We start from the raw sequence: 14191 nt of genomic DNA, 5'->3' as shown, positions 1-14191 counted from the left end.
ATCCGGTGCGCCGCCGTCCGTTCACCCGCTGTGCGGCCCTGCTCGGTGCCGCTGTCCTACTTGATGTCGACCGGCCCGTTGTCGCCGTTGTCGTTCCCGCTGCCGGACTTGCCGCCGAGGTAGCGCTGGATCTCCGCGCCCCGGCCGCCGCCCTGATGGGCGTCGTCGTCCTGCGCGCCCAGGTTCTTCCGTACCGAGTCGAGGATCGTCAGGCCCTGGCCGACCAGCCCGGCGGCGATCTCGCCCAGGCCGTCCGCGCCGTTGAGCACGTTGACATTGGCGCCCGCGAGACCGGAAGCGGCCTCCTTGACGATCTGCGGGAGCTGGTCGATCAGCATCCGGTCGAGCGCCACCCGGTCGTACGAGGCGGCGGCCGCGGCCTGGATCTTCATCCGCTCGGCCTCGGCCACGGCCAGCACCCTGATGCGCTCCGCGTCGGCCTCGGCGGGCTTCACGATCTCGGCGACCAGCTGCTGCTGGCGCAACTGGGCGGCCCGCTCGGCCAGTTCGGTCTGGGCGGCGAGCACCTCCTGCTGGGCGTGGGCCTGGGCGAGCGGACCGGCCTGGGCGGCCTGCGCCTGCGCCCGGTCCACCTCGGCGGTGTACTGGGCCTGTACGACGGCGGTCTGCCGCTGGTACTCGGCCTGGTTACGGGTGGCCTCCTGCTGCGCCTCCACGGACTGCTGGGTGGCCTGCGCCTGGGCGATCTGCGCCTGCCGCTGGATGGCCGCCGTGTGCGGCGCCGACATCGCCGCGATATAGCCCGTCTCGCCGTCGTCGATCGACTGGATCTGCAGCGAGTCCACGATCAGACCGATCTTGGCCATCTCGGTCTTGGAGGTCTCCAGCACCTCGGTGGCGAGCTTCTGGCGCTCGGTGACGATCTCCTCGACGGTCATCGAGCCGATGATCGAGCGCAGATGCCCTGAGAAGATCCGGCCGGTCAGTACCGACATCTGGTCCTGGTCGGAGAGGAAGCGCTGACCGGCGTTGACGATGCTCTCGGTGTCGTTGCCGACCTTGAACGCGATGACGGCCCGCACCGTCAGCACGATGCCCTGCCGGGTCACACAGGTCTCGGCGACCTCCGCCTCGCACATCGCGAGCGTCAGGAAGCGGGTCTTGCGGAAGACCGGAAGGACGAACTTGCCGTGGCCGGTCACGACCCTGAAGGGCGCACCGCCCAGACCACGCCTGCCTCCGGAGATCAGCATGGCCTCGTCCGGCGCTGGAACGCGATAACCCAACATCCTTGGTCTCCTTAGTCGGTGTCGCCGGGGTCGAGGGTCAGCGCATCCAGCGGATCCACGGGATCGGTCCACTCGATGACGTCGACCTGGCGAGTACCGCGGGATTCGATCACGAGCACTGTCGCCCCGTACGACAGTGGCTCCGCCGACCAGGCGAGGAAGGCCTCCCAGCCGCCTCTGACCTGGACCAGGACCTCACCGGGGCCGGCAGATCCGCGCGTGGCCAGGATCAGCTTCCCCGTGCAGCCGATCACAGCCTCGTCCGGCGCCATCGGCGGCCGCCCCCCTCGTGATGTGCGGTACTGAATGCATGACCCTAACGCTACTCCGACCAGCGGACTATCCTGCGCCCGTTCCGAGTTCGGGCACGGCAGGGGAGCCGGGAACGGGCGGGGTGCGGCCGGGCGCGGGGCGGGCGCGGTGATCCTGTGGCGGAGCGGGCGGCTCCGGGGTGATGTTTCCTGTTATACCGCCACATAGGTGACGGGGTCGCTGCCGGTGAGCACTTCCGCCCGCCCCAGCTTCACCAGCCTCCGCAGATGGGCCTCGGCCTCCGAGACCGCGATATTGCGCGAGCCGTGCGGGATCTGCTCCCAGGGGCGGTTCCACTCCATCCGCTCGGCGACCTGCCAGGGGGTGCGCGGGCTGGCCAGCAGGGATAGCAGATCGCGGAGCCGGTCCTCGTGGTGGGCGAGCAACTCCCGTACCCGGGAGGCCGCGTCGGTGAACGCGTACTGATGGGCGGGGAGCACCTCGGCCGGTGCCAGCCTGCCGATCCGCTCCAGCGAGTCGAGGTAGTCGCCGAGGGGATCCGTGACAGTGGCGTCGTCCGGGTCCTCGTAGAGCCCGATATGCGGGGTGATGCCGGGCAGCAGGTGGTCGCCGGAGAAGAGCCTGCCGTTGCCCGGCCGGTTCGCCGGGTGCTCCTCGTCCAGGTGGAGGCAGACATGGCCCGGGGTGTGGCCGGGCGTCCAGACGGCGCGCAGCCGGCGGCCGGGCAGCGGCAGCAGGTCGCCGGGGACGATCTCCCGGTCGGGCACGGCGGCGCGCAGTCCCGGAAGCGTCCCCGTGCGGCCGGAGGCGCGGGCCCGGCGCAGCGGTGCGATGTGCTCGTCGGGCGCCCCCGCGGTGGCGAGTTTCCGGGCGAGGTACTCCAGCCAGACCCCGGGCTCGGCGCCGCGGGTGCGCTTGACGACCTCGGTGTCGGCCGCGTGCATGGCGATCCAGGCCCCGGACTCCTCACGGACCTGGCCGGAGAGGCCGTGGTGGTCGGGGTGGTGGTGGGTGATGAGGACGCCGTGGATGTCCGTGACGGAGAGGGAGAGGGCGGCCAGGCCCCCGGCCAGCGCGTCCCAGGAGGCGGGGTCGTCCCAGCCCGTGTCGATCAGTACCGGCCCGCGGTCCGTCTCGATCACATGGACCAGGGTGTGGCCCAGCGGGTTGTCGGGGATCGGGACCTCGATGGACCAGACGCCTCCGCCGTGCTCGGTCACCTGCGCCATGGTGTCCTCAACTCTCCTCGGGGCAAGGCCCCTTGCTCGCGGCTCACTGCTCGCGGCTCACTATAACTAGAACGGGTTCCAACGGGGCGGGGCGCGGAGCCGGTCCCGGTCCCGGCGGCGCCCGGGGGTTCCGGATGCGAAGTAGAACTGGTATCAGTTTCTGATACAGCGTCAGGAAGTGGCCGTCGGAAGGCAGTCAGTCGGGAGGCAGTCAGTCATGACCGAGCTTGTGGAACACCGGCAGCTCTTCATCGGCGGGGAGTGGGCGGCACCACTCGGCACCGACGTCATCGACGTCGTCTCGCCCCACACCGAGCAGGTCATCGGGCGCGTGCCGCACGCCTCGGCCGCCGATGTGGACCGTGCGGTCGCCGTGGCGCGGCAGGCGTTCGACGAGGGTCCCTGGCCCCGGATGCCGCTGGACGAGCGGATCGAGGTGATCACCCGGATCAAGGACGCCTTCGCCGTGCGGTACGAGGAGATCGCCCGGGTCATCAGCGCGCAGAACGGCACCCCGTACACGTCCAGCACCATGGTGCAGGCGCTCGCCGCGATGATGGTGTGGGACGCGGCGATCACGACCGCCCGCGCCTTCCCGTACGAGGAGAGCCGGGACGGCGCACTCGGCAAGCTGCTCGTACGCCGCGAACCGGTCGGCGTGGTGGCCGCGGTGGTCCCGTGGAACGTCCCGCAGTTCACGGCCGCCGCCAAGCTCGCCCCGGCACTGCTCGCGGGCTGCCCCGCGATCCTCAAGGTCTCGCCCGAGACCCCGCTGGACGCCTATCTGCTCGCCGACATCGTCAGCGAGGCCGGGCTCCCCAAGGGCGTCCTCTCGATCCTCCCGGCCGACCGCGAGGTCAGCGAGCACCTGGTGGGGCACCCCGGCGTCGACAAGGTGTCGTTCACCGGATCGGTCGCGGCGGGCAAGCGCGTGATGGAGGTGGCGGCGCGCAATCTGACCCGGGTGACCCTGGAGCTCGGCGGCAAGTCGGCGGCGGTCATCCTGCCCGACGCCGACCTGGAGGCGGCGGTCGCGGGCATCGTGCCGTTCGCCTGGATGATCAACGGGCAGGCGTGCGTGGCCCAGACCCGGATCCTGGTCCCGCGCAGCCGGTACGACGAGATCGCCGAAGCGTTCGCCGCCGCGGCGGGCGCGCTCAAGGTCGGCGACCCGCTGGACCCGGCGACCGAGGTCGGCCCGCTGGTGGCCCGCCGTCAGCAGCAGCGCTCACTGGAGTACATCCGGATCGGCCAGGAGGAGGGCGCCAAGATCCTCACCGGCGGCGGCCGCCCGGCCGCCCTGGACAGCGGCTGGTACGTGGAGCCGACCCTCTTCGGGGATGTCGACAACTCCATGCGGATCGCCCGCGAGGAGATCTTCGGCCCGGTCATCTGCCTGCTGCCCTACGGCGACGAGGAGGAGGCCGTGAAGATCGCCAACGACTCCGACTACGGGCTCAGCGGCAGTGTGTGGACGGCGGACACCGGGCACGGCATCGAGATCGCCCGCCGGATCAGGACCGGGACGTACAGCGTGAACACGTTCAGCCTGGACATGCTCGGGCCGTTCGGCGGCTACAAGAACTCCGGGGTGGGCCGGGAGTTCGGGCCCGAGGGGTACGGCGAGTACTTCGAGCACAAGATGATCCACCTCCCCGCCGGGTACGAACCGGCCGTGAGCGAGGCGGAGTAATGGGGGACCGCTGGCGTGTGGAGGTCGACCGGTCCGTCTGCATCGGCTCCGGGATGTGTGTGAACCACGCCCCGGACGGCTTCGCGCTCGACACGGCACGCCAGTCCCATCCGCGGTCGCCGGAGACCGACGCCAACGAGCAGGTGCTGGCCGCCGCCGAGGGCTGCCCGGTCGAGGCCATCACGATCACACTCCTGGAGAGCGGCGAGACGGTCTTCCCGCCCGACGAGTAGCGCCGGTGCGGTGCGGTGCCTCGCGACCCGGTGGTCCTAGGACGACGCGGTCCGGCCCGGGGTGTGGTCAGGACGACGCGGTCCGGCCCGGGGCGCGGTCAGGGCCGCCGTCCGGGGTGCCGTCCGCGCCGGTCAGGTCGATCAGCCGGCAGACCAGCTCGATGTCGATCTTCACCTGGGCGATCGAGGCCCGCCCGGACAGCCAGGTGATCAGGGCGGAGTGCCAGGTGTGCTCGATGACCCGGACCGCCGACAGCTGCTCGGGCGTGGGGTGTTCAAGCCCCGTGGCGTCCAGGATGATCGCCGTCGTCTGCCGGGAGACGGTGTCCACCTCGGGGCTGACGCTGCGGTCCGCGAAGGTCAGCGCCCGCACCATCGCGTCCGCCAGGTGCGGCTCGCGCTGGAGCGCGCGGAAGGCTCCCATCAGGGTCGAGGAGACGCGCTCGGCCGCGGTGTCGCCCGCGGGCGGGCGTTTACGGAGGGCGGTGTGCAGATGCTGGAGCTGGTCCTGCATGGTGGCGACCAGCAGATGGACCTTCGATGGGAAGTACCGGTAGAGCGTGCCGAGCGCCACCGACGAGTCCTCGGCGACCTCCCGCATCTGCACCGCGTCGAACCCGCCGCGGCTCGCCAGCTGGGCGCTCGCGTGCAGGATCCTGCGGCGGCGCGCCTCCTGCCGCTCCGTCAGGGGTGGCGATGCCGGTCTGGCTTCCACAGTCATCTGTCCCATCCGATCCCGCCGTGGCGCGAATCACCCGATCCGGCTGTTACGACGGTGCTACCTGCCGGTAGATTCGAAGCTCATTGAACGAAACTCATTGAACGATGCGCATGGAGCAATGTTCATCGAACGATGCTCATTGAACGACGCGCATTGAACGATCAGGTCTGGCTGAGTCCTCCAGGGGTGCCCTCGGGCCCCAGGCTTGCGAGAACTTGTTCTAGATTAGCGTGAGCGACTACGCTCCGCCGGGACTGCTGCGAGAAGGGGGCCGAGTGTGACCGCTGAGGCCATAGAAGCGGACCCCCTGGCCGGCGGATCCGCCGCCGGCCCCCGGGGCCCGCTGCGCATCGCGCTCCTCACGTACAAGGGCAATCCTTTCTGCGGAGGTCAGGGCGTCTACGCCCGCCACCTCTCGCGGGAACTGGCCCGGCTCGGCCACAGCGTCGAGGTGATCGGCGCCCAGCCCTTCCCGGTGCTGGACGAGGGCGTCCCCCTCACCGAGCTGCCCAGCCTCGACCTCTACCGCAGCCCGGACCCCTTCCGTACCCCCAAACGCGACGAGTACCGCGACTGGATCGACGCCGTCGAGGTGGGCACCATGTGGACCGGCGGCTTCCCGGAGCCGCTGACCTTCTCGCTGCGCGCCCGGCGCCATCTCCTCGCCAGACGCGGCCAGTTCGACGTCATCCACGACAACCAGACCCTCGGATACGGGCTGCTCGGCGACCTCGGGGCGCCGCTGGTCACCACCGTCCACCACCCCATCACGGTCGACCGGCGGCTCGACCTGGCGGCCGCCGACGGCTGGCGCCGCCGCGCCTCCGTGCGCCGCTGGTACGGCTTCACCCGGATGCAGAAGCGGGTCGCCCGCAGGCTGCCATCGGTCCTCACCGTCTCCGGCTCATCGCAGCAGGAGATCATCGAGGACCTCGGGGTGCGCGAGGACCGTATCCATGTCGTACACATCGGGGCCGACACCGGACTCTGGTCGCCCGACCCGTCGGTGGCCGAGGTGCCCGGCCGGATCGTGACGACGTCGAGCGCCGACGTACCGCTCAAGGGCCTGGTCCACCTGATCGAGGCGCTCGCCAAACTCCGTACCGAGCATCCCGAAGCCCATCTCGTCGTCGTCGGGAAACGGGCCGAGGACGGGCCGGTCGCGCAGGCCATCGAGCGGTACGGACTCGACGGCGCGGTCCGGTTCGTCAAGGGCGTCAGCGACCAGGAGCTGGTCGACCTGGTGCGCGGCGCCCAGATCGCCTGTGTCCCCTCGCTCTACGAAGGCTTCTCGCTGCCCGCAGCCGAGGCCATGGCCACCGGCACCCCGCTGGTCGCGACGACCGGCGGAGCCATCCCCGAGGTCACCGGCGCCGACGGCGAGACCTGCCTCGCGGTGCCACCGGGCAACGCGGGCGCGCTGGCCGGCGCGCTGTCCCGGCTGCTCGACGACCCCGTACTCCGCACCCGCATCGGCGCGGCCGGACGGGAACGCGTCCTGGCCCGCTTCACCTGGAAGCAGGCCGCCATCGGCACCGCCGAGCGCTACCGCGAAGCCATCGCCGCCCGCGGTCCCGGCGCCCCGTCCGTGCCGGCGTAGGCCCGTACCGCCGTACCCCTCCCATCCTCCTAGCGAAGAAGGCAGACCCCCGTGCTGACCGTGGACTTCACCCGCTTCCCGCTCGCTCCGGGCGACCGTGTGCTCGACCTCGGCTGCGGCGCGGGCCGGCATGCCTTCGAGTGCTACCGGCGTGGTGCGCAGGTGGTGGCGCTCGACCAGAACGGCGAGGAGATCCGCGAGGTCGCCAAGTGGTTCGCGGCCATGAAGCAGGAGGGCGAGGCCCCCGCGGGCGCCACCGCCACCGCCATGCAGGGCGACGCGCTCAACCTGCCGTTCCCCGACGCCTCCTTCGACGTCGTGATCATCTCCGAGGTGATGGAGCACATCCCGGACGACAAGGGCGTGCTCGCCGAGATGGTGCGGGTGCTCAAGCCCGGCGGCCGGATCGCGATCACCGTGCCCCGGTACGGACCCGAGAAGGTCTGCTGGGCGCTCTCCGACGCCTACCACGAGGTGGAGGGCGGCCACATCCGGATCTACAAGGCCGACGAACTCCTCGGCAGGATCCGGGAGGCGGGGCTGCGCCCGTACGGCAGCCACCACGCGCACGCGCTGCACGCCCCGTACTGGTGGCTCAAGTGCGCCTTCGGCGTCGACAACGACAAGGCGCTGCCGGTCCGCGCCTACCACCAGCTCCTCGTCTGGGACATCATGAAGAAGCCGCTGGCCACCCGGCTCGCCGAACGCGCGCTCAACCCGGTCGTCGGCAAGAGCTTCGTGGCGTACGCGACCAAGCCGCACACGCCGCGGGTGGGCGCGTGACCTCACCGGGCCGTACGGAACATCTGGTCCTGCCCGGGGTCCTCACCGCCGAGCAGGCCGCACGCACGGTCGCCGGAATCCTCGCCGTGCAGCGCGAGGACGGTGCGATCCCGTGGTTCCGCGGGCACCACCTCGACCCGTGGGACCACACCGAGGCAGCCATGGCGCTGGACGCCGCCGGGGAGCACGAGGCCGCGGAGCGCGCGTACGACTGGCTCGCCCGGCACCAGAACGCGGACGGCTCCTGGTACGCCGCCTACCAGGACGGCGACGCGGCCCGGGTCACCGACCGCGGCCGGGAGACCAACTTCTGCGCGTATGTCGCTGTCGGCGTCTGGCACCACACTCTGGCCACCGGCGACGACACGTTCGCCGACCGGATGTGGCCCGTCGTGTACGCCGCCGTCGAGTTCGTGCTCCAACTCCAGCAGCCGGGCGGCGAGATCGGCTGGAAGAGGGAGCCCGCCGACGAGGGCGGGGCGGATGTCAAGGACGCGCTGCTGACCGGTTCCTCGTCCGTCTACCAGGCGTTGCGCTGTGCGCTCGCGCTCGCCGATGAGCGCGAAGAGCCGCAGCCCGACTGGGAGTTGGCGGCCGGAGCGCTGGGGCACGCGATCCGCAGCCACCCCGAGCGCTTCCTGGACAAGAGCCGCTATTCGATGGACTGGTACTACCCGGTCCTCGGCGGTGCGCTCGGCGGGGCGGCGGCGAAGGAGCGGATCGACGCGGAGTGGGACCGCTTCGTCGTGCCGGACCTCGGAGTGCGCTGTGTGCTGCCCAACAACTGGGTGACCGGCGGCGAGAGCTGTGAACTCGCCCTGACGCTCTGGGTGATGGGGGAGTCCGACCGGGCGCTGGAGATCCTCCAGTCGATCGGGCATCTGCGGGCCGACGACGGCATGTACTGGACGGGGTACGTCTTCGACGACCGGGTGCTGTGGCCGCTGGAGCGCACCAGCTGGACCGCGGGGTCGCTGCTGCTCGCGGTGGCCGCGCTCGGGGGGGACGAGGCGACCACCGCGGTCTTCGGGGCGGAGCGGCTGCCGTCCGGGCTCGAACCGGACTGCTGCCGCTGACAGTTGGCCTGTACGGCCGCCGCGGCCGGTGGCCGGTGGCGGCTCAGTGCCTGCGGACCCGGCCCGCGAGGAGGTGCCCGATGAAGAGGTACACGACAGCCGCGAGACCGTAGCCCGCGACGACCCGGGCCCACGCCTCGTCGAAGGTGAACAGGTCGCGGGACCAGCCGGCCAGCCAGTCCGCCGCGTGGTGGACGAACGTCACCAGGTCATTGGCCCGGTTCGCGTCCAGGAGGTACATCAGGATCCACAGGCCCAGGATGAAGGCCATGACATCGGCGATGACCATGATGATGTTCGCCGCGGGGCTGCTTCCGTTCGAATATCTGGACATGGTCGAACGTGTTGCCGCTTGTGCTTGCGTGAAACCCTCGGCACATGGAACCCGGGGGCCTGACCTGACCCCGGCCCGCCCGTGTTTTCGATACGCGCCGCTGCGGTCCTTACCCCTCCCCGGGGCGTCCGCGGGCATGATGGCGGCCATGGCTCACACCTCCCGCCGCATGTTCGAGCTCCTGGAGCCGATCTGCCTGGTCACCTTCCTCGCCGACGAGAGCAATCAGGAGCTGGCCGCGCTCGGCCACCGCACCTACTGGGACGGCTACTTCGCCAGCCGGGCCGCGCCGCTGGGGCGGGTACCGGCGGAGGTGGTGCACGCAGCCTTCTACAGCTTCGCCGAAGGGGAGGTCGCGCGACACATCCCGAGCGCGTGGGAGACGATCCCGCCCGAGGCGTCGGCCGCCGCGCGGGAGCGGGGCAGCGCGGCCTCCCTGCGGCGGATCCTCGGTGACGAGCGGGCCGGCTCCCCGGGCCTGGTGCGCGCCGCAGACCTCACCACCAGGGCCGCGGTGAACGCCCCCACGGAAGGCCGGGTGATGTACGCCGGGATGCGCACCCTGCCGGTGCCGGACGACCCGGTCGCCCGGCTGTGGCACTCCGCGACCATGCTGCGCGAGCACCGCTGCGACGGACATGTCGCCGCTCTGGTCGGCGCGCGCGTCGGCGGCACGGAAGCCCACATCCTCGACGCGCTGGCCCGGGGCATCCACCCGCCGGAGTCGTTCGGACGCGTCCATCATCTGCCGAAGGAGCGGCTGGCCGCGGTCATGGACGGCTTGCGCGAGCGCGGACTCGTCGACACCGGCGGTCGGTTCACCGACGAGGGCCGCGCGACCAAGCAACGCATCGAGGACGCCACGGACGAGCTGGCCGCCGCGCCGTACGACGCCCTGTCCCCCGCCGAGCTCGACGAGTTGGCCGCCGTCCTCGAACCCCTCACCGCGACGGTTGTGGCCGCGGGATCGCGGTGACGGGCGGCGGCTGACGGGACGGGGCCCGGCCGGTACGGGGGAGTACCGGCCGGCCCGGATGCCCGCCGGAATGGGTGGTCTCCGCGGCGCCGGTCCTCCCTAGAGTGGGGGCATGACGTCACTGGGACACGACCGCTACTGCGATGAACTGCTGCGGCAGACAAGCCTGTTCAGGGAGGCGCTGGCCGGGGCGGATCTGACGGCCACGGTGCCGACCTGCCCGGAGTGGACCCTGGGGGAGCTGACCCGCCATCTGGGCCGTGCACACCGCTGGGTCGAGACGATCGTACGGACGAAGGCCACCGAGAGGGTCCCGAGCGGGCAGGTGCCGGACAGCGCCGGGGCGGGCGACGACGATCCGGCGGCTCTGGACGCCTGGCTGGCCGCCGGCGCCGCGCGGCTCGCCGCGACCCTGCGGGCGGCCGGTCCGGACGCCGGGGTCTGGACGTGGATGGACGATCAGCACGCCGGGTTCTGGGCGCGCCGGATGGTCCATGAGACGGCCGTGCACCGGGCGGACGCGGCCCTGACGGCCGGTGTGCCGTTCGAGGTGGAGCCGGAGGTCGCAGCGGACACCATCGACGAGTGGCTGGAGATCCTGGCCTTCGCCCAGGCGTCCGGCGACGAGGACGTGGCCGGTCTGCGCGGCGCGGGCCGTTCGATCCATCTGCACGCCACGGACGCGGCCGATGCGGAGTGGCTGATCGAGTTCGGCGAGGACGGGTTCAGCTGGCGCCGTGGGCACGAGAAGGCGACGGTGGCGTTGCGGGGTCCGCTCACGGACGTCCTCCAGGTCTTCTACCGGCGGCTGCCCGCGGGGAGCGACCGGGTGGAGGTGCTGGGGGACCGGGAACTGCTGGACTTCTGGCTGGAGCGGGCGTCGTTCTAGCGGGAGCGGGCGTCGTTCCAGGGTGCCGGGCCCGGACGGCCGGCACACCGCCCTGCGCCGGCCCGTCCCCGCCCGCGGTCCCGGGCCGGCGCGGCAGGGCCGTGGACGCCGCTCAGCTGTTCAGCTCTGCCAGCACCCGCAGTGTCGTGGGGTCCGGTGCCGTGACCAGCAGGTCCGTCACCGGCCCCTTGCGCCACAACTCCAGCCGCTCGGCGATCCGTTGGCGTGGCCCCACCAGGGATATCTCGTCGGCGAAGGCGTCCGGGACCGCCAGCACCGCTTCTTCCTTGCGGCCCGCCAGGAACAGTTCCTGGATCCGGTGGGCCTCGGCCTCGAACCCCATCCGCGCCATCAGATCCGCGTGGAAGTTGCGGGCCGCGTGGCCCATGCCGCCGATGTAGAAGCCGAGCATCGCCTTCACCGGGAGCAGCCCGTCCGTCACGCTGTCGCAGACGTGCGCTCGGGCCATCGGCGCGATCATGAAGTCCTCGGGGAGGCCGGTGAGCGACGCCTCGTACACGTCGGAGCGGGTCGGGGACCAGTACAGGGGGAGCCAGCCGTCCGCGATGCGGGTGGTCTGGGCGATGTTCTTGGGTCCCTCCGCCCCCAGCAGCACGGGCAGCCCGGCGCGCAGCGGATGCGTGATCGGCTTGAGCGGTTTGCCGATCCCGGTGCCGTCCGCCCCCCGGTACGGATGCTGGTGGAAGCGTCCGTCCAGCTCGACCGGGGCCTCCCGCCTGAGGACCTGGCGGATGACGTCGACGTACTCACGGGTCGCGGTGAGCGGGCTGCTCGGGAACGGGCGTCCGTACCAGCCCTCCACCACTTGTGGGCCCGAGAGCCCGAGACCTAGCATCATCCGGCCGCCGGAGAGGTGGTCCAGGGTGAGGGCGTGCATCGCGGTGGCGGTGGGGGTGCGGGCGGCCATCTGCACGATCGCCGTGCCCAGCCGGATACGGGAGGTGTGGGCGGCGATCCAGGCCAGGGGGGTGAAGGCGTCGGAGCCCCAGGCCTCGGAGGTCCAGACGGACGCGTAGCCGAGACGCTCTGCCTCCTGGGCGAGTTCGAGATGACCGGGGGTCGGGCCGCGGCCCCAGTAGCCGAGGGCGAGTCCTAGCCGCATCGCAAAGCCTCCCGGGCGTACGAATCCTGACGGTCTGTCAGATGACTGTAGGCGTAAGGGTGCCCGCCCGGAAGGGGAGTCGCGGACGAACCGGGTCCGCCGTTCCGGAGGCGTCAACTTCACCGGCGGCCGATTCACCCTGAGTAAGGGTGCACCCAAGGGATGCGGCGGGGGTTTTCGGTCGTGACGCGCTGGACGGAAGGGGGCTTGGAGGCGGGTGCGCCGGGAGCGACGCACCTCCGGGGCCGTGCGGGGCGGCGCGGCGGGGCGGCGCCGGGACGGGCCCCGCAAACCCGTCGCGCGGGATTGGCCGAACCCGCGCGACCGTCACTTTACGTGTTCGAGTGGATGCGGTGGGCTGTCGGCGTTCCGGCTCCCCGCCACGGCGCGCAGAGGTGCGGTCTGCCGGACGGCGCATGCAGGCAACGTCGACTCAAGGGGAAGAACCATGGCCACACCTCCTGTTGCTCCACTCCGGGTCGCCCTGGCCAACGGCAGCTTCGAACAGCCCACCGTGACCGGTGTGGAGATCCTGCCCGACGCCTCGCAGACGCAGGCGTCCAAGCGGGTCCCGGGCTGGCTCACCACCGCCACCGACCACAGGATCGAGCTGTGGCACTCGGGCTTCAACGGTGTACCGGCCGCCGATGGCGTCCAGTTCGCGGAACTCAACGCGAATCAGGTCTCCACCCTCTACCAGGACCTGCCGACCACCCCCGGCACGAAGCTGTACTGGCGGCTGTACCACCGTGGCCGTCTGGGGGACGACACCATGGCGCTGGACATCGGTGGCCCGGCATCCACGGTGGAGCAGAGGCGCTGCACCGACGGCAACACCGCCTGGGGCTACTACACGGGCACCTACACCGTCCCGGCGGGGCAGACGCTGACCCGCTTCGCCTTCCGTTCCGTCTCCGCCGCCGGAGGCAACCAGAGCATCGGCAACTTCCTGGACGGTGTCTTCTTCGGCACCGCCCCCTCCGTGGAGCTCGCCAAGACCGCCGTTCCCATGGGGCCGTTGGAGGTGGGCGACGTCATCACCTACCGCATCACGGCCAGGAACGAGGGCGGCGGCGCGGCCGAGAACCTCGTCCTGACCGACGTCCTTCCGCAGGGCACGACGTATCTGCCCGGCTCCCTGCGGATCGTCGACGGCCCGAACGCCGGGGTGAAGAGCGACGCGCAGGGCGACGACCAGGCGTACTACGACGCCGTCGCGAACAAGGCCGTCTTCCATCTCGGCGACGGCGCCTCCGGGGCGAAGGGCGGCAGTCTGCCCAACACCGGGACCCTGCCGGCCGGGACCACGGTGGAGTACCGGGTCGTCATCGACCGGGCCAGTGGCGGCAGGCAGCTCAGCAACACCGCGACCGCCTCCTACGAAAACCGGCTGGGTGACACGCCGGAGCCCTTGACGGCCACATCCAACGAGCAGGTCACGCAGGTCAGGCCGGCTGCCGATCTGGCCGTGACGAAGGCGGCCGACGCCACCACCGTCACCGTCGGCCAGACGGTGACCTACCGCATCGCCGTCCACAACACCGGCCCGAACGGAGCCACCGGTGTCACCGTCACCGACCGGCTCCCGGACGGCCTCGCCTTCCTGTCCGCCGACGGCACGACCGGAAGCTACGACCCGGCCACCGGGCGGTGGGCCGTGGGCGACCTGGCCGACGGCGCGACGGCCACCCTCGTACTGCGGGGCAGGGCGACCAGGACCGGCCTGATCGGCAACACCGCCACCGCCGCCGCCAACGAGAAGGATCCCGACCCCACCAACAACACCGGCACCGTCAGCGTCTGTGTCGAACCGGCCCCGTCCTGCTGCGACCCCTGCCCGCCACGGAAGTAGCCCCGGGCGGGTGTCACGGGGCCACGGTCGGCGACGCCGGATCCGGCCCGCCGGACAGACCTCCGGGGGGGGGGGGGGGGGGCGGGGGCGGGGGCGGGGCGGGGGGGGGGGGGGGCGGGGGGGGGGGGGGGGGGGGGGGGCGGTGGGGGGCGGGGTGTG

The 14191-nt window shown here is 71.6% G+C and carries 14 protein-coding genes; 8 read left to right on the top strand and 6 right to left on the bottom strand.

The window, feature by feature from the left end:
- Window positions 1-56: 56 nt before the first annotated feature.
- The 3 genes from ACFXBC_RS31680 to ACFXBC_RS31670 form a co-directional block, all read right to left on the bottom strand.
- On the bottom strand, window positions 57-1250 hold the full coding sequence (locus ACFXBC_RS31680; RefSeq protein ID WP_385032331.1) for an SPFH domain-containing protein: 1194 nt from the start codon (window positions 1248-1250) through the stop codon (window positions 57-59).
- Window positions 1251-1261: 11 nt separating this feature from the next.
- Window positions 1262-1522, bottom strand: a complete 261-nt coding sequence (locus ACFXBC_RS31675; protein ID WP_385032328.1) for a hypothetical protein — start codon at window positions 1520-1522, stop codon at window positions 1262-1264.
- 192 nt (window positions 1523-1714) lie between these two features.
- Window positions 1715-2752, bottom strand: coding sequence for an MBL fold metallo-hydrolase (locus ACFXBC_RS31670; protein WP_385032325.1), 1038 nt, complete (start codon window positions 2750-2752; stop codon window positions 1715-1717).
- A 217-nt stretch (window positions 2753-2969) separates the two neighbouring features.
- Here ACFXBC_RS31670 and ACFXBC_RS31665 point away from each other — a divergent pair, with 217 nt between their 5' ends.
- On the top strand, window positions 2970-4445 hold the full coding sequence (locus ACFXBC_RS31665) for an aldehyde dehydrogenase (protein WP_385032322.1): 1476 nt from the start codon (window positions 2970-2972) through the stop codon (window positions 4443-4445).
- Window positions 4445-4678, top strand: coding sequence for a ferredoxin (locus tag ACFXBC_RS31660; RefSeq protein WP_385032319.1), 234 nt, complete (start codon window positions 4445-4447; stop codon window positions 4676-4678). Before ACFXBC_RS31665 ends, ACFXBC_RS31660 begins: the two co-directional genes overlap by 1 nt.
- 67 nt (window positions 4679-4745) lie before the next feature.
- Here the strand turns inward: ACFXBC_RS31660 and ACFXBC_RS31655 are convergent, their stop codons facing one another.
- A complete protein-coding gene (locus ACFXBC_RS31655) occupies window positions 4746-5399 on the bottom strand; it encodes a TetR family transcriptional regulator (protein ID WP_385032316.1) in 654 nt (217 codons plus the stop codon).
- A gap of 277 nt (window positions 5400-5676) precedes the next feature.
- On the opposite strand from ACFXBC_RS31655, the gene ACFXBC_RS31650 reads away from it, so the two are divergent.
- The 3 genes from ACFXBC_RS31650 to ACFXBC_RS31640 are packed head-to-tail and all read left to right on the top strand — an operon-like array spanning window position 5677 to window position 8858.
- Entirely contained in the window at window positions 5677-6999 is a 1323-nt protein-coding gene (locus ACFXBC_RS31650) for a glycosyltransferase family 4 protein (protein WP_385032313.1), read from the top strand.
- A gap of 51 nt (window positions 7000-7050) precedes the next feature.
- Window positions 7051-7782 (top strand): class I SAM-dependent methyltransferase, encoded by a 732-nt coding sequence (locus ACFXBC_RS31645; protein ID WP_385032310.1) that lies wholly within the window; start codon window positions 7051-7053, stop codon window positions 7780-7782.
- Window positions 7779-8858, top strand: a complete 1080-nt coding sequence (locus ACFXBC_RS31640) for a prenyltransferase/squalene oxidase repeat-containing protein (RefSeq protein WP_385032307.1) — start codon at window positions 7779-7781, stop codon at window positions 8856-8858. Before ACFXBC_RS31645 ends, ACFXBC_RS31640 begins: the two co-directional genes overlap by 4 nt.
- A gap of 43 nt (window positions 8859-8901) precedes the next feature.
- Here the strand turns inward: ACFXBC_RS31640 and ACFXBC_RS31635 are convergent, their stop codons facing one another.
- The gene (locus tag ACFXBC_RS31635) at window positions 8902-9192 is read right to left on the bottom strand and encodes a hypothetical protein (protein ID WP_385032304.1); all 291 of its coding nucleotides are present in this window, start codon (window positions 9190-9192) and stop codon (window positions 8902-8904) included.
- Between the two features lie 148 nt (window positions 9193-9340).
- Here ACFXBC_RS31635 and ACFXBC_RS31630 point away from each other — a divergent pair, with 148 nt between their 5' ends.
- Both ACFXBC_RS31630 and ACFXBC_RS31625 read left to right on the top strand, forming a co-directional pair.
- Window positions 9341-10168 (top strand): MarR family transcriptional regulator, encoded by an 828-nt coding sequence (locus ACFXBC_RS31630; RefSeq protein ID WP_385032301.1) that lies wholly within the window; start codon window positions 9341-9343, stop codon window positions 10166-10168.
- A gap of 112 nt (window positions 10169-10280) precedes the next feature.
- Complete coding sequence (locus ACFXBC_RS31625) at window positions 10281-11057, top strand: maleylpyruvate isomerase family mycothiol-dependent enzyme (RefSeq protein ID WP_385032298.1); 777 nt, start codon at window positions 10281-10283, stop codon at window positions 11055-11057.
- 112 nt (window positions 11058-11169) lie between these two features.
- On the opposite strand, the gene ACFXBC_RS31620 is transcribed toward ACFXBC_RS31625, so the two are convergent.
- The gene (locus ACFXBC_RS31620; RefSeq protein ID WP_385032295.1) at window positions 11170-12180 is read right to left on the bottom strand and encodes an LLM class F420-dependent oxidoreductase; all 1011 of its coding nucleotides are present in this window, start codon (window positions 12178-12180) and stop codon (window positions 11170-11172) included.
- Between the two features lie 448 nt (window positions 12181-12628).
- Between ACFXBC_RS31620 and ACFXBC_RS31615 the strand changes: the two genes are divergently transcribed.
- A complete protein-coding gene (locus ACFXBC_RS31615) occupies window positions 12629-14032 on the top strand; it encodes a hypothetical protein (RefSeq protein WP_385032292.1) in 1404 nt (467 codons plus the stop codon).
- The last annotated feature ends 159 nt before the right edge of the window (window positions 14033-14191 follow it).

The sequence above is a fragment of the Streptomyces sp. NPDC059398 genome (genome assembly GCF_042751845.1).
In the GTDB taxonomy this organism is placed as follows: Bacteria; Actinomycetota; Actinomycetes; order Streptomycetales; family Streptomycetaceae; genus Streptomyces.
Note: the sequence above shows the minus strand (reverse complement) of the source record. Positions and strands in the feature narration are given on the sequence as shown.